The sequence below is a fragment of the Methylosinus sp. LW3 genome (genome assembly GCF_000527115.1).
GTDB lineage: Bacteria > Pseudomonadota > Alphaproteobacteria > Rhizobiales > Beijerinckiaceae > Methylosinus.
Genome location: NZ_AZUO01000001.1, coordinates 3,797,285 through 3,817,647, shown reverse-complemented (window position 1 = coordinate 3,817,647; position 20,363 = coordinate 3,797,285). Strand labels below are relative to the sequence as shown.

At 66.5% G+C, this 20,363-nt stretch carries 23 protein-coding genes; 10 read left to right on the top strand and 13 right to left on the bottom strand.

The features are described 5' to 3' along the window. Positions 1-67: 67 nt before the first annotated feature. On the top strand, positions 68-946 hold the full coding sequence (locus tag METLW3_RS0119160) for a c-type cytochrome (RefSeq protein ID WP_245267417.1): 879 nt from the start codon (positions 68-70) through the stop codon (positions 944-946). Positions 947-964: 18 nt separating this feature from the next. Here the strand turns inward: METLW3_RS0119160 and METLW3_RS0119155 are convergent, their stop codons facing one another. Continuing rightward, positions 965-1,786 carry a serine protease gene (locus tag METLW3_RS0119155; protein ID WP_024881432.1) on the bottom strand — a complete coding sequence of 274 codons (822 nt, stop codon included), beginning with the start codon at positions 1,784-1,786 and terminating at the stop codon, positions 965-967. 81 nt (positions 1,787-1,867) lie between these two features. Further along, on the bottom strand, positions 1,868-2,827 hold the full coding sequence (locus tag METLW3_RS0119150; RefSeq protein ID WP_036309044.1) for a metallophosphoesterase: 960 nt from the start codon (positions 2,825-2,827) through the stop codon (positions 1,868-1,870). A gap of 225 nt (positions 2,828-3,052) precedes the next feature. On the opposite strand from METLW3_RS0119150, the gene METLW3_RS0119145 reads away from it, so the two are divergent. Further along, positions 3,053-3,574, top strand: a complete 522-nt coding sequence (locus METLW3_RS0119145; RefSeq protein WP_024881430.1) for an Hsp20/alpha crystallin family protein — start codon at positions 3,053-3,055, stop codon at positions 3,572-3,574. 64 nt (positions 3,575-3,638) lie between these two features. Further along, positions 3,639-4,589 (top strand): endonuclease/exonuclease/phosphatase family protein, encoded by a 951-nt coding sequence (locus METLW3_RS0119140; RefSeq protein WP_024881429.1) that lies wholly within the window; start codon positions 3,639-3,641, stop codon positions 4,587-4,589. A gap of 2 nt (positions 4,590-4,591) precedes the next feature. Here METLW3_RS0119140 and METLW3_RS0119135 read toward each other — a convergent pair whose 3' ends face one another. After that, complete coding sequence (locus METLW3_RS0119135; RefSeq protein WP_024881428.1) at positions 4,592-4,993, bottom strand: DUF3775 domain-containing protein; 402 nt, start codon at positions 4,991-4,993, stop codon at positions 4,592-4,594. A gap of 3 nt (positions 4,994-4,996) precedes the next feature. Further along, positions 4,997-5,608: a nicotinamidase gene (locus METLW3_RS0119130; RefSeq protein WP_024881427.1), complete on the bottom strand. Its 612-nt coding sequence runs from the start codon at positions 5,606-5,608 to the stop codon at positions 4,997-4,999. Positions 5,609-5,635: 27 nt separating this feature from the next. Between METLW3_RS0119130 and METLW3_RS0119125 the strand changes: the two genes are divergently transcribed. After that, on the top strand, positions 5,636-6,649 hold the full coding sequence (locus METLW3_RS0119125; protein WP_024881426.1) for a hypothetical protein: 1,014 nt from the start codon (positions 5,636-5,638) through the stop codon (positions 6,647-6,649). Here METLW3_RS0119125 and METLW3_RS0119120 read toward each other — a convergent pair. Genes METLW3_RS0119120 through METLW3_RS0119110 form a run of 3 tightly spaced genes read right to left on the bottom strand, consistent with a single transcriptional unit; the run spans position 6,633 to position 10,179 of the window. Further along, on the bottom strand, positions 6,633-8,003 hold the full coding sequence (locus METLW3_RS0119120) for a nicotinate phosphoribosyltransferase (RefSeq protein WP_024881425.1): 1,371 nt from the start codon (positions 8,001-8,003) through the stop codon (positions 6,633-6,635). The genes METLW3_RS0119125 and METLW3_RS0119120 overlap by 17 nt on opposite strands. After that, on the bottom strand, positions 8,000-9,517 hold the full coding sequence (gene prs / locus METLW3_RS25905) for a ribose-phosphate diphosphokinase (protein ID WP_024881424.1): 1,518 nt from the start codon (positions 9,515-9,517) through the stop codon (positions 8,000-8,002). The genes METLW3_RS0119120 and prs overlap by 4 nt, the downstream gene beginning before the upstream one ends. Continuing rightward, positions 9,514-10,179, bottom strand: a complete 666-nt coding sequence (locus METLW3_RS0119110) for an alpha/beta hydrolase (RefSeq protein WP_348625821.1) — start codon at positions 10,177-10,179, stop codon at positions 9,514-9,516. Before METLW3_RS0119110 ends, prs begins: the two co-directional genes overlap by 4 nt. A 111-nt stretch (positions 10,180-10,290) precedes the next feature. Between METLW3_RS0119110 and METLW3_RS0119105 the strand changes: the two genes are divergently transcribed. The 4 genes from METLW3_RS0119105 to METLW3_RS0119090 all read left to right on the top strand — a co-directional run bounded on the left by METLW3_RS0119105 (position 10,291) and on the right by METLW3_RS0119090 (position 13,171). After that, positions 10,291-10,857: a cold shock domain-containing protein gene (locus METLW3_RS0119105; RefSeq protein ID WP_024881422.1), complete on the top strand. Its 567-nt coding sequence runs from the start codon at positions 10,291-10,293 to the stop codon at positions 10,855-10,857. A 72-nt stretch (positions 10,858-10,929) separates the two neighbouring features. After that, positions 10,930-11,577, top strand: coding sequence for a phosphoribosyltransferase family protein (locus METLW3_RS0119100; RefSeq protein WP_024881421.1), 648 nt, complete (start codon positions 10,930-10,932; stop codon positions 11,575-11,577). A 12-nt stretch (positions 11,578-11,589) separates the two neighbouring features. Next, on the top strand, positions 11,590-12,708 hold the full coding sequence (gene ald, locus METLW3_RS0119095; protein ID WP_024881420.1) for an alanine dehydrogenase: 1,119 nt from the start codon (positions 11,590-11,592) through the stop codon (positions 12,706-12,708). Position 12,709: 1 nt separating this feature from the next. Next, complete coding sequence (locus tag METLW3_RS0119090; protein ID WP_024881419.1) at positions 12,710-13,171, top strand: YbhB/YbcL family Raf kinase inhibitor-like protein; 462 nt, start codon at positions 12,710-12,712, stop codon at positions 13,169-13,171. 6 nt (positions 13,172-13,177) lie between these two features. Here the strand turns inward: METLW3_RS0119090 and METLW3_RS25900 are convergent, their stop codons facing one another. The 5 genes from METLW3_RS25900 to METLW3_RS0119065 all read right to left on the bottom strand — a co-directional run bounded on the left by METLW3_RS25900 (position 13,178) and on the right by METLW3_RS0119065 (position 16,459). Further along, positions 13,178-13,798, bottom strand: a complete 621-nt coding sequence (locus tag METLW3_RS25900) for an LptA/OstA family protein (protein ID WP_024881418.1) — start codon at positions 13,796-13,798, stop codon at positions 13,178-13,180. Then, the gene (gene lptC, locus METLW3_RS0119080; RefSeq protein ID WP_024881417.1) at positions 13,795-14,493 is read right to left on the bottom strand and encodes an LPS export ABC transporter periplasmic protein LptC; all 699 of its coding nucleotides are present in this window, start codon (positions 14,491-14,493) and stop codon (positions 13,795-13,797) included. The genes METLW3_RS25900 and lptC overlap by 4 nt, the downstream gene beginning before the upstream one ends. Before the next feature lie 187 nt (positions 14,494-14,680). Then, positions 14,681-15,295, bottom strand: a complete 615-nt coding sequence (locus METLW3_RS0119075; protein WP_024881416.1) for a ribonuclease D — start codon at positions 15,293-15,295, stop codon at positions 14,681-14,683. An 80-nt stretch (positions 15,296-15,375) separates the two neighbouring features. After that, on the bottom strand, positions 15,376-15,849 hold the full coding sequence (locus METLW3_RS0119070; protein ID WP_024881415.1) for a CYTH domain-containing protein: 474 nt from the start codon (positions 15,847-15,849) through the stop codon (positions 15,376-15,378). Between the two features lie 16 nt (positions 15,850-15,865). After that, positions 15,866-16,459: a hypothetical protein gene (locus METLW3_RS0119065; protein WP_024881414.1), complete on the bottom strand. Its 594-nt coding sequence runs from the start codon at positions 16,457-16,459 to the stop codon at positions 15,866-15,868. Positions 16,460-16,686: 227 nt separating this feature from the next. Between METLW3_RS0119065 and METLW3_RS0119060 the strand changes: the two genes are divergently transcribed. After that, positions 16,687-18,906 (top strand): tetratricopeptide repeat protein, encoded by a 2,220-nt coding sequence (locus METLW3_RS0119060; RefSeq protein ID WP_024881413.1) that lies wholly within the window; start codon positions 16,687-16,689, stop codon positions 18,904-18,906. A 33-nt stretch (positions 18,907-18,939) separates the two neighbouring features. Here METLW3_RS0119060 and METLW3_RS25895 read toward each other — a convergent pair whose 3' ends face one another. Continuing rightward, positions 18,940-19,218 carry a hypothetical protein gene (locus tag METLW3_RS25895; protein WP_024881412.1) on the bottom strand — a complete coding sequence of 93 codons (279 nt, stop codon included), beginning with the start codon at positions 19,216-19,218 and terminating at the stop codon, positions 18,940-18,942. Between the two features lie 299 nt (positions 19,219-19,517). On the opposite strand from METLW3_RS25895, the gene METLW3_RS27025 reads away from it, so the two are divergent. Continuing rightward, positions 19,518-20,204, top strand: coding sequence for a TetR/AcrR family transcriptional regulator (locus METLW3_RS27025; RefSeq protein WP_024881411.1), 687 nt, complete (start codon positions 19,518-19,520; stop codon positions 20,202-20,204). Positions 20,205-20,363 lie beyond the last annotated feature (159 nt).

Below are 20,363 nucleotides of genomic sequence, written 5' to 3'. Positions count from 1 at the left end.
TTTTGAAATGAAGCGCGCCTCGGCGCCGCCTATGTTGGCGAGACATTCTCGAGCTATCGGATAGGCTGTGCTCTCCAATTCTGCTCTCGCATGGGCGCGTTCTCTGGCGTGCCGCGCCTTGCTGCCGCTCTGCCTCGCCGCCCCGGCCGCCGCCGCGGATATCGATCGCGGCCGTTATCTCGTCGAGGCGCTGACCGCCTGCGACAATTGCCATACGCCGCGCGGCCCCGACGGCTATCGGCTCGACAAGCGCTTTTCCGGCGGCTCGCAGACTTTCAATGGCGAGACTTACAGCGTGCGCGGCCCGAATATTTCATCGGACGCCGCGACCGGAATCGGGTCCTGGAGCGATGAGCGGCTGACGGCGGCGATCGTCGCCGGCGTCGGGCCGGAGGGGCGTCTCGCGCCGGCCATGCCGTCGGAATATTATCGCATATTGACCGCGCGGGATCTCGAGGCGGTCGTCGCCTTTCTGCGCACATCGGCGCCGGTGGAGTCCGCGCGGCCGGCGCAGCGCCGCGACGGCGAGCAGAAGGCCGACACCTTTCCCGGCGCCGAGGCGCCATTCGAGGAGAGCGCGCTCGACAATCCGCTGCGGCGCGGCTTTTATGTCGCGACCCTGGCGCGCTGTATGGAATGCCACAGCGGCGAGACCAATGGCGCGCTCGACCATAAGGAAAAGCTCGGCGCCGGCGGCAAGCTGTTCCGCACGCCGGCGGGAACGGCGGTCGGCGCCAATATCACCCAGCATCCGACGGCCGGGATCGGCGCCTGGAGCGACGAGGAGATCAAGGCCGCCATTGTCGCCGGCGTCGGCCGCGACGCCAAGCCGCTCAAGCCGACCATGGCCAATCTCTCCAAGGCGCATTTCTCGAAGATGACGCCACGCGATCTCGATGCGCTCATCCTCTGGCTGCGCACGATTCCGCCACGCGCGGGGCCGTGAGCCTTTTCCCGAAGCGCTCTAGCGCGCGTCTGCCCGAAGATTGGCCCGAATAGCGTCCAGCAATTCGCCCTCGAACAGCAGCGCCATGCCGAAATGGCGTTCCATGTCGAAATCTCGGCGCGAATTCATGTCCAGCGAGGCGCTGTGCATGGCGATGAGCCGTCCATCGTCGCCGAAAATCCCCGAGCCCGAGCCGCCATAGCCGTCGTTGCAATCATGCCGAGCGCGGCGAATTCCCGCCTCCGTCGGCGCGTCGATCTGATGAATCTGGCACTCTTCTATGCTGGTCGCGCGGCGGAAATTGGAGTGGCCGGCAGGCGACACCATCACCACGCGCAGCTTCTCGACGCCGGTCGGCAGCGCCGGCCCGTCGGGGATCGGCTGCGGCGTTATATCGGCGTCCACGGGATCGCGCAGGCGCACCAGCGCCCAATCATCGGTGATGTTCAGCGATTTGGCGTCGCGGGCGAAGCCGAAGCGCAGGCTGTCCGTGTCGAAGGCGTATTCCTTCTCGCCGATGGAGAAAGCGCAATCGTCTATGGGATGCGTCGGCCGCAGCTTGCGATCGACGAAATTATGCGCGTTGAGCACGACGAGGCCGCGGTCGCCGATCAGCCAGGCGGCGGCCGCGCGCTCCGGCACGCCCTCCTCCGTGCGACACGTCAGCACGCCGGCGCCCGGATAGCGGCGAAAATCCTCCTCCGCCATGAAGCGCCGCGCCTCCCGCGGATAGAGCGCCGCCAAGGCCGCGGCGGCGCTGGCCGCGAGCAGCAGGGCCGCGCCGATCGTCGTCCGAAAGCCTCGAAGGCCCGCGCCCGCAATTCGCCAGCCGCCCTGCATCCCACGCCCTTTCCTTCACGTCTCTGTCATATTCTAGCGGCGGACGCGAAGCTCGACCAGATGCGCGGGCGATTTCGCCGCTCAGGCGGCCCGCAGCCGATGCAAGGTGATCTCCGGCGGACAATTGAACCGCACCGGCAGCACGGAGGAGCCGGCGCCGACCGACGTATAGCCTTGCATGTCGTGATATCGCCAAGCGCCGGCGCCATAGGCGCGCGGCAGCACGGAGTCGAGCGTGAGCGCGACGCCGCCCGGCAGGCAGATCTGCCCGCCATGCGTATGACCGGCGAGCAGAACGTCGAAGCCCGCATGCGCCGCCTGACGGAAAATCTCCGGCGTATGCGAGAGCAGCAGAGAGAATTCGCCTTGCGGAATTCCCTCGCCGGCCTTGGCGATGTTGTCGACGCGAAAATAATGCGCGTCATCGACTCCGGCGACATGAATGCGCGCGCCGTCGCGGACGAATGTCTCGCACTCATTGAGCAGAACGCGCATCCCCATCTGCTCGAGGCCCGGCGTCATCAATATCGTGTCGTGATTGCCGAGCACGGCGAGGATCGGCGCGCGCAAAGCCTCGCGCAGCTCCGCCATGCCGTCCAGCGCCGCCGCGTGGGACCCATGCGTCGCGCCACGATAATCGCCGGTGAGCACGCAGAGATCATAGGCGAGATCGGCGACCATCTCGCGCAGCCGCGCCATAGCGCGCGGACACATATCGACGTGCAGATCGCTCAAATGGAGAATGGCGAAGCCGTCGAAGGCGCGCGGCAGCCGCGCGCTGACGATCTCATTCTCGCGCAGCAGAAGCTTCTCCGCATTGGCGAGACCGCGGCGGTAGAGTCCGACGGCGGTGAGCGCGGCGCGGATCAGCAGCGGCGAGGCGGCGAGATTCTCCGGGTGAAAGAAATTGAGGCCCTGGCCGAAGATCTGCGCCTCATGGTCGCGCTCTATGCCGAGCCTCTGGCGCGCATGCAGTCGTCCGAGCCGCGCCTCCAGCGCGCGCATGATGTCGTCCTCGGTCAGCGTCGGCTCGTTGGACATGTCGCAGCGCTCCATTAAAGAGCAATATAACCGGCCGCGACACTTTGCCTATGGCGTCGCCCCGCAGCGAAAGCCTTCGCTTTCGATCGCTTCTCATCCTATCCGCCCTTCGCCGACGCAATGCGCCGATTGTCTTTTCGCGCGGCGCTCCTACGTCACAGGCGTCGTGCGAGCGCGCCGACGCGCGCGCCACGCCGATCGTCCATTTTGATAGAGGAGGCGGAAATGGCGGAAGCGCAGACGAGAGTTCCGGTGAAAGAATCGAAGGAGACGCTGCCGAACTCTGGATTGTTCGACTGGCATCCTCTGGAGACGCTGCGGCGGCAGATCGATCGCTTGTTCGAGGATGCGCCCTTCCAAAAAGGCGCGACGCCAGATCTCGAGCCTTTCGGACGCTTCGGCATCGGCTGGGCGGCGACGCCCGCGGTCGATCTCGTCGAGAAGGACAAGGAATATCAGATCACCGCGGAGCTTCCCGGCATAGACGAGAAGAATGTCGAGGTGAAGCTCTCCAACGGCTCGCTCATCATCTGCGGCGAGAAGAAGGAGCAGCGCGAGGAGAAGGACAAGGGCTATTTCCTCTCCGAGCGTCGCTATGGCTCCTTCCGTCGCGCCTTTCGCGTGCCGGAGAATGTCGAGGCCGACAAGATCGACGCGACCTTCGCCAAAGGCGTGCTGACCGTGCATCTGCCCAAATCGGCGCAGGCGCAGAAATCCGAGAAGAATATCGATATAAAGGCAGCGTGAGCGGCGACGGCAATCTCCCTCTCCCGCCGCGCGCGGGAGAGGGCGCGAGACGGATTTTCGACGAATGGCGGGCCATTTTCGCCTCGCGACCTTCAACATAGAGAATTTGGACTGGTCGCCATCGGCGCAGGACGAATTCGATCGGCGCCTCGCCGTGCTGCGTCCGCAGCTCGCGGCGATCGACGCCGATATTCTCTGCCTTCAGGAGGTCGATGCGCAGCGCGAGACCGCGCATGCGCCGCGACGCTTCATCGCGCTCGATCGTCTCGTCGAAGGCGGCGGCTATGCGAATTTCTTCCGCGCGACGACTTCGCGTCCAGGCGCCGACGCGCCCGCCGATATCCACAATCTCGCGCTGCTCTCGCGCTGGCCGATCGTCGAGCGCCGCCAGCTCTATCACGACATAATCGCGCCCTGGCGCTGGATTCCGCCGCCGGAAACGAGCGCCCCGCAGCCGATCGACATTCTATTCGAGCGGCCCATTCTCTATGCGCGCATCATGCTCCCCGATGGCGCAACGCTACATGTGCTGAACTTGCATTTACGCGCGCCGCGCGCCGTGCCGCTGCCGGGCGAGGCGGATCGCAAATCGAGCCGCGCCTTCGCGGAAGGCCAATGGCTCGCCGCGCAAAAGCGCGAAGCGCAGGCGCTGGAGGCGCGGCTCTTCGTCGATCGCATTTTCGATGTGGAGACCGCGCCGCTCATCGCCGTCTGCGGCGATCTCAACTGCGACGCCTATGATGCGCCCGCGCGCATTCTCTGGGGCGCGGAAGAGGCCGCGGCCGGGCCGCGCAGTCTCGCCCCGCTCGCGCTGCGCATTGCGGAGCGCACGCGCTTCACCGTGATTCACGCCGGCCGCAAGACGCTCATCGACCAGATATTGGCGTCGCCCGCTCTCGCGTCGCGATGCGAGGAGGTCGTGATATCGAATGAGGGCCTCGCCGATGAGGCGACGGCGCAAGATCCGATTCTCGGCTCACTCCACGCGCCGCTCGTCGCGCGTTTTCGTCTTTGAAATTATTGCCGATCGTCCTCGAAGCCTTCGCAGCTCTCGTCGAACTCGTCGAGCCCCGCCTCCAGATAGCTCGCCAGCAGCGGAATGCCGAGCAGATATTTCGAGGTCGGCCCTTTGCGTCGCTCCTTCGCCTGAATGACCGCGGAATCCCAATCATCGGCGGTGAAATCGCCGCGTCCGACCCAGACGAGCGCGACCAGCTCCGCCTGCTCGTCATCGTCCATCGCCTCGATGAACTCGACGAGCTCGCGGCGATTTGGCGACCAGCCTTCCTCCGTCAGCACGCTCACGAATTTGTCGTCGGAAGGATTGGAGGCGTCGGGCTGCATGCCTTCGTCCTCGGCCTCGAGCTCGCGCGCCTTGACGATGACGAAGCAGACTTTATCGGTATTGATTTCCGGCATGGCTCACGTCCTCGAGATGTGATCGACGTCATATGGGGCGCGGGACGGCTCGATCACCGTCACGCCGGCGGCGCGCATTTCCGCGCGCGCCTTCTCGCCGCCCTCGCGTGTCACTGGGCGCGTGGCTTCGCGCAGCACATGCGTCTCGAAGCCGAGACGCGCGGCGTCGATCGCGCTGCATTTCACGCAGAAATCTTCGGCGAGACCGACGATGAAAATGCGATCTATGGCGCGCCGGCGCAGCTCCTCTGCGAGGCTGGTGCCGTCGAAATCGGAATATTGCTCGCGCTCCGCGCGCTTGGCCTTGGAGACGAACAATGCGCCCGGCGGTAGGCGCAGCTCAGGGTGAAATTCTGCGCCTCTGGTGCCGCGCACGCAATGCTGCGGCCAATCGCCGCCTTGCGCGGCAAAGCTCACATGGTCCGGCGGATGCCAGTCGCGCGAGACGATGATCTGAGTTCCGGAGCGGCGCGCCTCGTCGATGACCTCATTGACGACCGGGAGAATCTCCTCGGCCTTTGGAACAGCGAGCTTGCCGCCGGAAAAAAAGTCGAGCTGAAGATCGACGATCAGCAGAGCGTCGGTCGAGCGCAGCCCTATCTTCTTTCTCGTCATCGCGACCTCCTCCAATGAAGCCGCCTCATGTCCTCGCCGCAAGACCGAGCGCCATCCGATCGCCTCGCCGAGGAGCTGAAGCGTCTCTTTGCGCGCGCGCCCGTCGGCGTCGATGTCGTCGAGACACATATGTCTCGCCTGTTCCTCGTGGGAGATCGCGTCTATAAATTGAAGAAGCCCGTGCGCTTCCCTTTCCTGGATTTTTCGACGCCGCGCGCGCGTGAGGCCGACTGCCGCGCAGAGCTTCGGCTCAATCGTCGCCTCGCGCCGAATGTCTATCTCGATGTGGTTCCGGTCACGTTCGCCGATGGACGATTGGCGATCGGCGGCGCGGGCGAGATCGTCGATTGGCTCGTCGAGATGAAGCGCTTGCCGGCCGAGCTGATGCTCGATCGTCTGCTGGCGAGCGGCGCTGTCGACGCGCGCCGGATCGAGGCGCTCGCAATGCGTCTTGCCGCCTTTTATGCGGGCGCCGATCGCTCCACCATCTCCGCGTCCGAATATGTCGCGCGCTTTTTTCGCGAGCAGGCGGAAAATCGACGCATCATCACCCTGCGCGATTTCGCGCTCGATCATTACGACGCCGTGGCTCTGCTCGATCGCGTCGATCGCCTGCTGGTAGCGCAGACGCCGGCGCTGGAGGCGCGCGTGCGCGAAGGGCGCATCGTCGATGGACATGGCGATTTGCGACCCGAGCATATCTGCTTTTGTGAGCCGCTGGCGATTTTCGATTGTCTCGAGTTCAATGATGAATTGCGGCAGGTCGATCCTTTCGACGAGCTCGCTTTTCTCGATCTCGAATGCGCTCTGCTCGGCGCGCCGCAAATCGGCGCGGCCATTGTCGAGGCCACGGCGCAGCGTTTGCCAACTCCGCCGCCGCCCGCGCTCTTTGCGCTCTATGGCGCTTGTCGCGCGCTGCTGCGTGTGCGTCTCTCGCTCGCTCATCTGCTCGATCCCGCGCCGCGTCACAAGGACAAATGGGAGCCGCTCGCGCGCCGCTATCTCGCGCTCGCGCGTGAGCGCCTCACGCGCATCGGGTGAGATGCGGCTGTCGCGTCCCCGGAGCCTTGCGCGTGAGAGACGCTTCCACCTCGCGCTCATATTCGGCGAGGCTCACGCTGCTCGTCACCGGATAGGGACCGGCGCAAGGCGAAAGGCCGCGGGCGTCGGGCGGCAGCGCCGCCATCGCCGCGCGCGCATGCTCGCGAATGTCGGGCAGGCTCGGATGCGGCTTCACCAGCTCGCCGTCGCGCATCACCGGCTCGAGCAATGGAACGCCGGAGTAGCGCTCGTCCTCGCGCGCGATGACGTCGCGCAGCGCGACGCCATCGTGGAATTGGCGGAAGATCTGCTTGCGGCCCGGTAGATTGCGCTTGCCGGGCGACAGCTTCATGCGCCCCTCGCCAGCGAATTCCACGAGCTTATAGGCGATATCGAGCGCCGGCGCATCGGTGGAAGCCGCCATTTCCGTGCCGACGCCGAATGCGTCGATCGGCGCATGCGAGGCGGCGAGGCGATCGATGAGCGTTTCGTCGAGCCCGCCGCTCGCGACGATCTCGACGCGCGTGAGCCCGCCTTCGTCCAATATGCGCCGCGCCTGCCGCGACAGCGCATCGAGGTCGCCGGAGTCGAGCCTTATCGCATGCACGTCGAAATCGGCGCCCATCTCCTGCGCCAGCGCGACGATCTTGCGCACGCCTTCCAGCGTATCATAGGTGTCGACCAGCAGCGTCGCGCCGGGAAACATGCGCGCATAGGCCTCGAAGGCGGCGGCCTCCGAAGGGCAGGCCTCGATGAAGCTGTGCGCCATGGTTCCGGCGACGGCGATGTCATGCGCTCTGCCCGCGGCGAGATCGGAGGTGGCGGCGACGCCGGCGATATGAAAAGCGCGCGCGCCTTTCAGCGCGGCGTCGAAGCCTTGCGCGCGGCGTGCGCCGAAATCGACGATGGCGCGTCCGCGCGCGGCGAAGACCATGCGCGCCGCCTTGGAGGCGAGCATGGTCTGCAGGCCGATCTGATTGAGGATCAGCGTCTCGACGATCTGCGCCTCGCCGATCGGCGCCGTCACTTCGAGAATGGGCTCATTGGCGAAGAAGGGCGTGCCCTCCGGCAGCGCGCGAATGTCGCCGGTGAAGCGAAATCGCGCGAGCCAGTCGAGAAACTCGCGCCCGAAGCCGAGCGAGGAGAGATAGCGCAAATCGTCTTCCGAAAAGCACAGCTCGTGCAGCTCTCTCAGCACATCGGCGAGGCCGCAGGCGAGCAGGAAATTGCGCGCTGGCGGCAGACGCCGCACGAAGAGGCCGAATGTGGCGCGGCGCTCCGCCATGCCGAGCTCGAAATAGGCGCGGAGCATGGCGATCTCATAGAGATCGACGAAGAGAGCATTTGCGGTCATGGGGCGCCTTTCGGACCAGTGTCGAGCAATTCGTCGATGGAGCCGCCGCTGTGGAGGCGCGCGATCGCCTCGGCGAGCAGCGGCGCGACGCCGAGCGTCACCAGGCGCCCGCGCAAGCGTTGCGCGACGGCTTCGCTCAGCGCGACCGTGTCGGTGACGACGATCTCCTCGATCGGCGCCTCGCGCAGCGCGCTGTCGGCGTCGCGCGCGAAGAGTCCATGCGTCGCGGCGAGGAAGATGCGCGTCGCGCCATTGGCGCGGCAGGCGCGCGCGGCGCGCGCCATCGTGCCGCCGCTGCTGATGAGATCGTCGAGAATGACGACCGCGCGGCCAGCCACATCGCCGGCGAAAATCTCGCCGGCGATCTCGCCCATGCTGCGATGCTTGTCCATGAAGCCCTTCGCCACCGGATGCGCGAGGATGGTCTCGAGGCGCTGGCGGAACAGCTCGGCGCGCTTCTCGCCGCCGAGATCGGGAGAGACGATCGCTGCAGGCTCGGCGCCGAGCCGATGCGCGAAATAGCGCGCGAACAGCGCCTGCGCGTCGAGCGCGACGGCCTCTATACGAAAGGCGTTCTCGAAGGCCGCGATATTATGCGCGTCTATGGCGACGATGCGATCGGCGCCGATCGCCTCCAGCAATTGCGCGACATAGCGCGTGGCCACAGGGTCCAGCGGCTTGGTGCGGCGATCCTTGCGCGCGTAGCAGAGATAGGGCGTGACGGCGGTGACGCGCGCGGCGCCGGCGTCGCGCAGCGCGCCGATGAAGAAGAGAAGGCGCAAAAGCTTGTCGGCGCCGCTGTCGCCCGTCTCGCCCTCGAGGCTCGCGAGGACATAGACATCCTTGTCGCGCACGCCGACGAGCGGCCGCGTCTTGCGCTCCTCATCCTCGAAGCGGCGCTCCTCATGCGGCGAAAGCGTGATCGCGAGCTCGCGCGCGACGCGCTCGCCGAGCGCGCGGCTGGAGCCGAGCGCGAACAGCGCGATCGGCTCGTCCGTCGCCGGCGCCGGCTCATGCGCCGGCGCCGGCGCCTCATAGCGCTGAATGTTCAGCGCGCCGAGCACGGCGCCGAGCGCGCCATCGGCGAGCGCGAGCGGAGCAGCGAGCAGCTCGACGCCGGCGCGGTCGCGGCCTTTCTCGACCAGGGTGAACTCGACGAGCGCAGGCTCGCCGGCGCGCAAGGCTTCATCGAAGAGGCGGCGCAGGCGCACGGCGCCGCGGCGGTTGGGCGCCTCGCTCAAGCGCGCGCCTTCCGCGACGGCGCCGAGCAGCGGCGCCACCGCTTTGGCGCCGATGACGATCTCATAATCGCGCGCTTCCGGCACGGCGCGAAAGGCGAAGCCGCCATGACGCAGATCGGCCACGACATCGGCGAAAGTCGGCGCAACGCCGCGGCGTGAGGCGCGCCAATGCTCGAGCGCGCGGCTCGTCTCGACGCCGATCGGCCGCGGCGCGAGATCGATGCGCTCGAAGAGACGTTTCAGATAAGGTTGCGTCTGGGCCAGCGTGGTCATGCGAATCTCTCGCTTCGATCGCGCCGCGCCAATTTCTCGGCCAGCCATTCCGCCGCGAGCGTGGCCGCCTGCTCCAGAGTTCCAGTCTCCTCGAACAAATGTGTCGCGCCTGGCACGACGTCGAGCCGTGCGTCGGGCAAGCGTCTCGCCGCAATGCGATTGAGATTAAGAACTTCGAAATCGAGTCCGCCGACGATGAGCAGAGTCGGCGCGCGCACATGCTCTAGCGCGTGGCCCGCGAGATCGGGGCGTCCGCCGCGCGAGACGATCGCTTTCACCTTTTGCGGCCGTTCCACCGCCGCGACGAGAGCTGCGGCCGCGCCCGTGCTGGCGCCGAAGAGGCCGATCGGCAGATTGCGGAGCAGAGGCTCGATCGCGGCCCAGTCGATCGCCTCGACGACGCGGCTGGCCAGCAAGGGAATGTCGAAGACATTGCGGCGGTCCTCGGCTTCTTCCTCGCTCAGCAGATCCATCAGCAATGTCGCGAGGTGCCTCTCGCGCAGCGCGGCCGCGACGAAGCGATTGCGTGGGCTGAAGCGCGACGAGCCCGAGCCATGCGCGAAGATTATCGAGCTCTGCGCATCTTCTGGAACTGCGAGCGAGCCGCCGAGCCGGCGCGGCCCGACGGCAACCTCGAACTCGGCGATCGGCGTCGTCATCATGATGCGCATCCTTCCGCCGGCGGCGCGACTTCCTCCGCACGCCCTATCTATCTATCGCGCTGCTCGCACGAGCGGCGGCGAAATTCGCGTCACGAAAACGGAGGCTCGGCCATGCAGACGACGCCGGAAATCGATTTTCAAGGCATGGAGGCTTCGCCGCAGGCGCAGGCGCGCATCGCGCGTCAGATCGACGAGCTCGAGACTCGCTTCGGCCGCGTCACCGCTTGCCGCATCGTGGTCAAGGCGCCGAGCGCGCGTCATCACACGGGCGGGCAATATGAGATCAACATACGGCTCGCTCTGCCGGATGGGCGCGAGGCGATCGTCGAGCGCACGCCGCCGCAGGACGAGCGCTATCAGGATTTCGATTTCGCGCTGAACGACGCTTTCAAACGCGCGCGCCGCCGGCTGCAGGATCAGGTGCGTCGCCTCGAGGGTCATGTGAAGCAGCATGCCGAGCCCGCGCTCGGCGTCGTGCGCCGGCTGATGCGCGAGGACGGCTATGGATTCCTAGAAGGCGAGGATGGGCAGGAACTCTATTTTCACCGTAATAGCGTCGAAGGCGCGGGTTTCGATGCGCTCGAGCGCGGCGATCGTGTGCGCTATGTGCCTGAAGACGCCGAGGATGGCCCGCAGGCCAGCGCGGTGCGGCCGCTCGGCGAGCGGGCGCCTTCGTGAGCGGCCTCTCGCATCGCGGCGGCTCCCGACTATATCGATGGCGTCGCGCATCCGCGCCGGAGCTGGATCGCCATGCCGTTTCGAGACCGTGACGACGCAGGTCGCCGCCTCGCCGATGCGCTCGCCGCGCATGCCGGCCAAGCTTGTGTCGTCTATGCATTGCCGCGCGGCGGCGTTCCCGTCGCCGCGCATATCGCCGAGAGGCTGAAGGCGCCTCTCGATCTCGTGCTGGTGCGCAAGATCGGCGTTCCCTATCAGCCGGAGCTGGCCATGGGCGCGATCGCCAATGGCGGCGCGCCGATCATTGTGCGCAATGAGGATGTGATCGATGCGGCGGAGGTGACGGAGTCCGTTTTCGATTCCGTCTGTGCGCGCGAGCGGGCGGAGCTAGAGAGACGACGCGGGGCCTATCTGCGCGGCAGGACGCGGCCCGATGTCGGCGGCAAGCTCGCTGTCGTCGTCGATGACGGCGTCGCGACCGGCGCGACGACGCGCGCGGCGCTGCGCGCGGTTCGTGCGCTGCATCCGCGCAAGCTCATTCTCGCTATTCCCGTCGCGCCCACCGATGCGCTCGCAGCGCTTCGCCACGAGGCCGATGAGATCGTCTGCCTCGAGGATTATCGGAGCTTCGGCGCGATCGGCTTCTTCTACGAGAATTTTCGCCAGATCGAGGATGCGGAGGTGATCGAGATTCTCGATCGCTTCTCGCCGCTCGCGTGATCGGAGAGCATGATGCGCGTCGGCGCGCCCAAGGAAATCAAGGACAATGAGTTTCGCGTCGCGCTGACGCCGGCCGGAGTCTACGAGCTCGTGCAGCGCGGGCATTTCGTCATGGTGGAGAGCGGCGCCGGCGTCGGCGCGGGGATTTCGGACGGCGATTTTCAGACGGCGGGCGCCGCGCTGGTGGAAGGGCCGGAAGCGATCTTCGCCTCCGCCGATCTCATCGTGAAGGTGAAGGAGCCGCTCGCGCAGGAGCGCGCGCGATTGCGGCCGGGGCAGCTGCTGTTCGCCTATCTGCATCTCGCCGCCGATCGTGCGCTGGCGCTCGATCTCATGCGCTCCGGCGCGATCTGCATCGCTTACGAGACCGTGACTTCGCCCTTCGGCGGTCTGCCGCTGCTGACGCCCATGTCGGAGATCGCTGGGCGGCTCGCGCCGCAGGCGGGCGCGCGCTGTCTCGAGAAATCCATGGGCGGGCGCGGCGTTCTGCTCGCTGGCGCGCCGGGGGCGCCGCCGGCCGAGGTGATGATTCTCGGCGCCGGGACAGTCGGAACGCAGGCGACGATGATCGCGCTCGGCATGGGCGCGAGCGTCATCGTCGCCGATCGCGGCGCCGAGCCGCTGCGGCGCCTCTCCGCGCGCTTCGGCAATGCGCCGCGCACCATTTTCTCGACGCCGACGGCGATAGCGGAGCTGGTGCGGCGCGCCGATCTCGTCATAGGCGCGGCGCTGGTTCCGGGCGCGGCGGCGCCCAAGCTCGTCAGCCGCGGCATGGTCGCGGGCATGAAGGCGGGCGCGGTCATCGTCGATGTCGCGATCGATCAAGGCGGCTGCTGCGAGACCTCGCGGCCGACGACTCATTCCGATCCCACCTATGTCGTCGATGGCGTCGTGCATTATTGCGTCACCAACATGCCGGGCGCCGTGCCGCGCACCTCCACATTCGCGCTCGCCAGCGCGACCTTGCCTTTCGTGCTGGCGCTCGCCGACAAAGGGCTCGGCGCCTTGCGTGAGGATCCGCATCTTTCCGCCGGCCTCTCAGTGGCCCGCGGCGAGATCGTCAACGCAGCCGTCGCCGCGGCGCTCGGTCTCGCTGTCGCGGCGGCGGAGAAATTCACGACAGGAGCGTAATATGCGGCTGCTATCGTCGGCCTTCGCCCATGGGGAGGAGATACCGCGCAAATACACATGCGACGGCGCCAATGTCTCGCCGCCGCTGCGCTGGAGCGACGCGCCTGCGCAGACGAAGAGCTTCGTGCTGCTCTGCGACGATCCAGACGCGCCGGCCGGCGTCTGGCGCCATTGGGCGGTCTATGATCTATCGCGCGACGCCACGGGATTGCCGGAAGGCGCCGGGCGTCCGGGGCCGCAGCGCGGCTTCTCGCAGGGGATCAATGATTTCGAGGGCTCCGGCTATGGCGGGCCATGTCCGCCGCCGCGCCATGGCGCGCATCGCTATCGTTTCCGGCTGATGGCGCTTTCCACAGCCTCGCTCGCCGTGGCGCGCAAGGAGCCGAGCTGTCTCGAGGTGGAGCGCGCCGCCAATGAGGTCCTGCTCGAGGAGACGGCGCTGGTCGGCGTCTATCAGCGCTGAGCGCCCTCAGTCGGCGCGGCGTTCCGCGGCGGGAGCGGGCTCCTTCTTCTCCTTATTGTCTCCCTTGACCTCGCCGGGCGTGAAAATGCTGCGCACGCGCTGGCCGGGCTTCTCGATCACGGTCGCTTGGCCCGTCGCCGTGTCGTAGGTAAGCTTCTCTCCCCTCACGACTCCATTGTCTTTGGTCAGGGTCACATTGCCGATGAGATAGACCTTGTTCTCGCCGCGCTCATAGCTGCCGTGATCGCCGGTGCCGATCTGATCCTTGGAAACGAGCGTCACCGGGCCTTCCGCGTCTATGTGGCGAACGCGGTCGCTGCCGCCGTTGCTCTCCTGGCCCGGCTGCGCCTTGTCGAGGAAGATGATGAGGCGCGAGGCCTTCAGCGTGGAGGGGCCGTTCACGACGATGACGCCGCCCGAATAGACGAGCTTCTGCTCCTTGTCGAAATAGTCGAGCTTGCCCGCGTCTATGTCGACCGGGTCCTTGGCGCTGGCGCCGGGGAGAATGCCGCTGGAGCGGCCTTTGGCGGCGAGCGGCGCGGCGGTCATAAGCGCGGCCGTGAAGACGGGAATGGTCAGGAAAGCAATGATTTTCGTCGAGATCATTTTCATCGTGATCATTTTCATGGAGACGATCCTTCCGCCGCGCCAGCGTCGTCGTCGTCGCCGGGCAGCGTCGTATGCACTGCGCCGGAGAATGTCGCGCGGCGCTCGTTCTGCGAGAATTCGACCGATTGCGACGTCACCACCGATCTGTCCAGCGTCAGCCTGGTCGGATGGTCGGAGGTGACGATATTGCCGCGAAAATCGATGATGGCCGCTTCGGTGCGCAAATCATAATGCTTGCCGTCGAAGACGCGGGCGCCGCGGGAGAGATCGGCGCGGTCGTTCTTGGCGTCATAGAGGCCATGTTCCGCCGTCAGCACGACATTCGATTCATTGTCGCTCTGAATATGCACCTCGAGCTGCTCCAGCTCGAACACATCGGGCTTGGCGATATCCTGAATGCCGGTGCGGGCGCGTAGCTCATAGGGGCGGCCATCCTTGCGATAGCCGACGAGCTTGGGGCTCTCTATGGTGATGCGCGTGCCCTGCATGGCGATGCGGGAGAAGCGCAGATCCGCCGGCAGAAAGCGCAGCGAATGAAGCGCCACGCCCACGGCCACGGCGGCGACGATCGCGCCGCTGCCCCACAGCAGCCAGCGTCGCAGCCGGGCGACGCGCTGGGAATGGCGCCGCGCCTGCGGAATGGCGTCGCGGCGCGGCGCGACGATGGAGGCGAGCCGATCGCGTCTGTCGCTCGGCGGCGAGGCGTCGTTCATTCTGATTCTGCCCGCCAATTCTGCTCGTCATCCTTGTTCTAGCGTCATTCCGGTTCAGATCGAGCCGGAGCGAATCTAGATCACCTTGTTCGGTCGTGTTTTCTTCACGCGAACCGGTTCCCATTTCGCTCGAAAACACTCTAGCGCCGCCGCGAGATAACGCCGGCCGCATGGCGAATTCGAGGCGTCATTCATGCGAGAAAATATCGGTCTCCGGCCAGCCAGCGAGATCGAGCCGCGCGCGCGTCGGCAGAAACTCGAAGCAGGGAGCCGCGAGATCGGCGCGGCCCTCGCGCGCCAGCATGGCGTCGAGCTTCTCGCGCAGCGCGTGGAGATAGAGCACGTCCGAGGCCGCATAGGCGAGCTGCGCGTCCGAGAGTGTCGCCGCGCCCCAGTCGGAGGATTGCTGCTGCTTGGAGATTTCCACGCCGAGCAATTCGCGCACGAGATCCTTCAGCCCATGGCGATCCGTGTAGGTGCGGATGAGCTTGGAGGCGATCTTGGTGCAATAGACGGGCTCCGCCATCACGCCGAAGGTCTTCGCCAGAATGGCGATGTCGAAGCGCGCGAAATGGAAGAGCTTCAGCACCTTCGGATCGGCGAGCATGCGCGTCAGATTGGGCGCCGCGGTCTGGCCCGGCGCGATGCGCACGAGATCGGCGTCGCCATTGCCGCCGGAGAGCTGGACGAGGCAGAGCCGGTCGCGATGCGGATTGAGGCCGAGCGTTTCCGTGTCGATGGCGACGACGGGGCCGAGATCGGCGCCGTCCGGCAGGTCGCCCGTATGCAGGCGGATGGTCATGGGCTTTTGATTCGCTTTCTCGAGGGAGAGCGATCTTTAGCCGATTTCCGGGGGCTTTGTCGAAGCGGGGCTCGGAACCGCTATGGCGTGTTCCAATAGCCGAAGGGCCGCTTCGACAATTCAGAGTTGAAATAGCGCGGATCGCCCGAGACCTCGCGGCCGAGCCAGCCCGGACGGTCGAAGCTCTCCTCCTCGGAGCCGAGCTCGATCTCGGCGATAATCAGCCCGTCATTCTCGCCCAGGAACACGTCGACGGTCCAGAAATGGCCGCCGAACACCTCCTCATAGCGCGTCTTCTCGATCAGCGGCCGCTCGCACAGGCGATCGAGCATGATCTGCGCATCCTCGACGGGAATGGGATATTCGAACTCCGAGCGGGTGACGTTGGAGGTTCGGCCCTTGATCGTCAGAAAGGCGGCGCCGCCGGCGATGCGCACGCGCACCACGCGATCCTCGGCGCGCGAGAGATAGCCCTGGCGAAAGGCCACGCCGTCGTTGCGCGGCCGCCACAGCTCACGCGTGACCAGAAACTTCCGCTCGATCTCCACGCCCATTCCTTCCTCCTCCTGCTCAGATCGCCAGAGCGGCGGCGCGCTCGACGCCTTTGGGAAAATTAACATTGAGCCGCGGATCGGCGTCGAGCGCGTCGAGCGCCTCGGCGAGGCGGCGCTCGTCCTCGCTCTCCAGAGCGACGCTCTCCATTGGCGCGGGGCCGATCTGCAGCCGAACGAATTCCGCCGCGCAGCCGCGAAAGGAGAAGCGCAGCCGCGACTTTCGCACCGCGACGCCGCGCAGCGCGGGGCAGGGCGCGACGATCTCCGCAAGAAAACGCGCCTCGTCATAGGCGGCGCGATCGAGCCGGCTCAGCGGCAGCGCCAGGGCCGCGGCGGCGGCGGCGAGACGCTCCGCCGTCACCGGAAAGGGCGCCCGAAAGGCGGGCTCCCATAATTCCAGCCCATCATCGACGCGCAGCAGACGCTTCACCTCCAGCGCTTCGTCGCGGATCTTCGCGGAGTGCGGCGTCAGCGCGTTCAGCAGATAGATCTCGTCGCTGCGGCGCGGCAGGCTCGTTGGCGAGCCGAGCTTGGCCTCCAGCGCCGCGAGATCGGCGCCGAAGATGCGCCATTCCCAACGTGGCGTCGCATTCGGCTGGAGCGCGTCCATGGGACCTCTCACTCTCACGGCGAGCGCCGCTGGCATGCAGCCTACCGAGGCTTGCAATCGGCGTCGTGACGAAAGACGCATCGACACGACATTTAGCGCGGCGGCGGCCGGAGAGGATGGCGCGATCGTTCGCCGTTCAGAAACACGGCGAATAAGATGGCGCAACATCGGCGTCCGAGATAGAGCACAGTTGTGGCTCGGCCCGATTCGTGGATCACTCGCGAAGCATGAACGACATCACGCCGGATTCGGCTTTTCGACAGGCGCGCGCGCGCCATGAGGCGGGAGAGATCGACGAGGCCGCGGCGCTCTATCGCGGCGTTCTCGATTGCTGGCCGGAGCATGCCGACAGCCTGCATCTTCTCGGCCTGCTCGAGGCGGAGCGCGGCGCGCCGGAGACGGGCCTCGCGCTGATCGCCAAGGCGATGGCCATCGCGCCCGGACAGGCGATCCATCACAACAGCCGCGCGCTCGCTCTGCGCGCGCTGGGGCGGCTCGAGGAGGCGGTCGAGGATTATCGCGCCGCCGTCGCGCTGCGGCCCGGCTCCGGCGCGCTGCATTGCAATCTCGCCAGCGCGCTGATGGATCTCGGCCATGGCGCCGCCGCCGCCGCCCATTACGCCGAGGCCGCGCAATGCGCGCCGGATCAGCCGGCGATCTGGTACAATCTCGCCAATGCGCTGGCCGAGATCGGCCCCGCCGCACAGGCGGAGGCGGCCTTTCTGCGCGCCATAGAGCTCGAGCCGCGGCTCGTCGAGGCGCAGGGCAATTTCGGCCGCTGGCTGATGCGGCGCGGCCGCTGGAGCGAGGCCGCCGCGCGTCTCACCATCGCCGTGCGTCTCGCGCCCGGCGACGCCAATTATTGGAACAATCTCGCCGTCGTGCTGCAAGAGCTCGGCCGCCACGCCGAGGCGATCGTCTGCTATGAGAGCGCGCTGGCGCTGAAGCCCGATCTCTCCGACGCGCATTATAATCTCGGCTGCCTGCTGCATCTCGAGGGACGCACCGATGACGCGGTGGCGCGCCATCGCGCGGCCATCGCGGCCGATCCCGGCCAGGGCGGCGCGCGCATCGCGCTCTGCATGGCGGAGCTGCCGATCCTCTATGACACGCAGGAGGAGATCGCCATTCGCCGCGCGCGCTATGCGCAGGCGCTCGCAGCGCTCGCCGCTTCCGCGCAGGATGCGGAGATCGCCGCCGCGCTCGCGCCGGCGATCTCCGCGACGCAGCCCTTCTTCCTTCCCTATCAGGGCGAGGACGATCGCCAATTGCAGACGCTTTATGGCGAATTCGCCTGCCGCACTCTCGCGCAGGCGCATCCCGCCGCGCCGCTCGCGCCGCCGCCGGCGGCGAGCGAGCGCATACGCGTTGGAATCGTCAGCGGCTTCTTCTGCCGCCATACCGTGTTCCGTCTTTTTCTCGAGAGCTGGATCGAGAAGCTCGATCGCGCGCGTTTCGAGATCATCGGCTTCCATACGGGCAAGATCGAGGACGCCGAGACGATTCGCGCCGCGCAGGCCTGCGACCAATTTCCGCGCGAGCCTTCGACGCCGGAAGGTTGGCGCGAGGCCATTGTCGCCGCGGCGCCGCATGTTCTGCTCTATCCAGAGATCGGCATGGATCCCGTGTCCGGCTGGCTCGCGGCGCAGCGTCTCGCGCCCGTGCAATGCATGGCCTGGGGCCAGCCAGAGACGAGCGGCATGCCGACGATCGACCATTTTCTGTCGAGCGAGCTGATGGAGCCCGAAGGCGCCGAGCGCTTCTATACCGAGCGTCTCGCGCTTCTGCCCAATCTCGGCCTGCATTACACAGCGGAGACGCTCGCGCTGCAAAAGCTCGATCGCTCGCTCTTCGACGCCGAGCCGCACGCGCCGATCTTCTTCTCGGGACAAGCGCTCTACAAATATCTGCCCTGCTATGATTCCGTTTTTCCGCGCATCGCCGCGGCGATCGGGCCGTGCAAATTCCTCTTCATCGCCTTCGCCAAGAGCGAGGAGGTGACTGCGGTCTTCCGCGCGCGGATGCAGCGCGTCTTCGCCGCCGCGGGACTCTCCGCGGAAGATCATTGCGTGATTTTACCGCAAATGCCGCAAGAGCTGTTCATCGCCACCGCGGCCGCGTCGGATGTCATTCTCGATACGCCAGGCTGGTCCGGGGGCCGCTCGACGCTCGATCTGCTCGGCGCCGATCGCCCGATCGTGACATTGCCCGGCGCATTCATGCGCGGGCGCCATACGGCCGCGATTCTGCGCCGCATCGGCTGCGAGGAGACGATCGCCTCCTCGCTCGATCATTATGTCGAGATCGCCGTGCGCCTCGGGCGCGACCGCGCCTCTCGCGCCGGGCTCGCCGCCCGCGTCGCCGCCGAGAAGCGCAGAGCCTTCGAGGATATGGATTATATTCGCGCGCTCGAGGATTTTCTCGAGACGGCCGTGCGCGGCGGTTGAAGGACCGCGCCGGCTACAGCCGATTTCGCCGGCTCAAATCTTCTGGAGCGTTCGCTTTTTGGCGACGACGCCTGTCGGCGCTTCGCGCGGCTGCGCCGGCGAACGGCGACGCGCGGGAGGGGGAGTGAAAACGAAGCTGCGTCCGCCGAGCACGCCGCGATAGGGCGCGCTCGTGTCGTAGCGCGTGAGATCGAAGCTGACGTAGGTGTTCGGCACGCCGACCGAAAGCACAGATTCGTCATGGGCGATGACGTCGACCTCGAGCGCCTCGTCCGGTCGATCGGGGTCCAGAAGGTGAATGCGTCCTTTCATCTCATCCTTCTTCTTCGTATCGATGCTCGACAGAAAGATCGATGGTCCAGACGATAGGGACGGCGCCGAAGCCTCGCGGAACCGGTTGCGCCCTCATCTGGCGTGCTGCAATGACGGCTTTCGGAAATGACGGCCTATCGAAATGGCTTCGCGCTCGTTCCAGCAGCAGCGCCTACGGTAGAAAATACGTGAGACTCAGAAAAAGTCAACGATGTTGAGTTGGTCGGCCGCATGTCGGATTGACCGCCGCCGGCGGGCGCATATCTTGCCCGCGCTCAGGCGGGGGACGGGATATCGAGATGCAGGCGAAGCCGAAAGAAAGCCGCGGCGGCGAGAAAACGCGCGGGCGTATTCTCGCGGCGGCGCTCGCGCGTTTCGGCTCGGCCTCCTATGAGGACGTCAAGCTTCGCGACATAGCGGCGGATGTCGGCGTGGATGTCGCGCTCGTCCACCGCGCTTTCGGCTCCAAGGAGCAGCTCTATGCGGCGGCGCTGACGGCCTCGCGGGCGAAGGAGCGGCCGGTCGTCTCGGAAGGGCGCAGCCTCAGCGCGCAATATGCCGAGGGCCTGTTCGGCGAGCGCGAGAATGAGACGTTGCAGATCGTCGTGCGCTCCATGACCAATCCGCAAGCGCGCGAGCTGTTGCGTATGCGCAGCGTCCCGGAATTCATCGGCCCTATCGCCGCGACGCTCGAGGGGCCGGCGGCGCTGGAGCGGGCCACTCTCTTCAACGCCTGCCTCTTCGGAATCTCGATATTGCGCCAAGTCCTCGGCGTGGAGACGCTCCAGGACGCCAATGAAGCGACGATGCGTCCTCTGATCGAGCGCCTGCTCGCCGCCTGCCTCGCGCCAGAAGGCGCAGTCGCGGAAGGCGTGGCGGAGACAGTGAGCGTCCCGCCGGCGCTCGAAGCGCGCCGAGCCGAAGCTCGCCCCAAAAAAAAGACGGCGGCAAGAGCGGCGCGAAAACGCCCCGCCGAGCGCAAGTAGCCGCGAGCGAGCCGCGCCGGCCCATCGGCCTGCGACATGCGCGCCGATGGATAAGCTCGCGGCGGCGCCTATATTCCACCAGCGCGACTCGTCTCTCGAGTGCGCGCGGACGCTCGGCTTACCATTAGAGTGTTTTCGAGCGAAGTGGGAACCGGTTCG